1 pseudogene is annotated in these 533 nt (G+C 57.6%); it reads right to left on the bottom strand.

Features of this window, described 5'->3' with window-relative positions:
* Window positions 1–165: 165 nt before the first annotated feature.
* Window positions 166–533 (bottom strand): annotated as a pseudogene (locus tag HMPREF2879_RS09440) (DUF4190 domain-containing protein); the annotation flags it as partial.

The following is a 533-nucleotide window of genomic DNA, read 5'->3' as shown; positions in this document are numbered from 1 at the left end:
CTCGTTTCGTGTGGTTGGTGAATAGGAAGAGCACATGGCCCCACCCAAACTAGGCGGCGGCGCCTCCAGAAGATACGGTTGAGGGGCGCTCGCAGGCACGGCGACTGCCGCATGCACGAACGCCCCCACCCGTCACATCATTGGTTACTAGATCAGACGACCGGTCTACTTGTCGTCGTCTACAGGGTAGAGCCAGCCGCCGTATGCGCAGTAACGCTTACCGTCCTTCTCGGTGTAGTAGGCGCCAACAAATTCCTTGCTCTCACACTTCTGAATTGCTTCCTGGGCTCGTTGCTTAAGCCTTGCATCCCTCTGAGCGCGCACATTGTTACCCAGAACGAAGGCGACCATCGCAACCGCAACCAGCACGAGCGAAACGATAGCCATGACCTTGCCCTTGCCGGTGCCGCGCTTGACCATGACCAGGGCAATAATTGCGAAAATAACGGTCGGGATTGCGGTAAATGCGCCCAGAATAATGAAGCCGGTCAGGGCGGAAATAATGCCCAGGACCAGTGCGGTTACTGCCGCCC

The sequence above is a fragment of the Rothia sp. HMSC069C04 genome, from assembly GCF_001812895.1.
Lineage (GTDB): Bacteria > Actinomycetota > Actinomycetes > Actinomycetales > Micrococcaceae > Rothia.
Note: the sequence above shows the minus strand (reverse complement) of the source record. Positions and strands in the feature narration are given on the sequence as shown.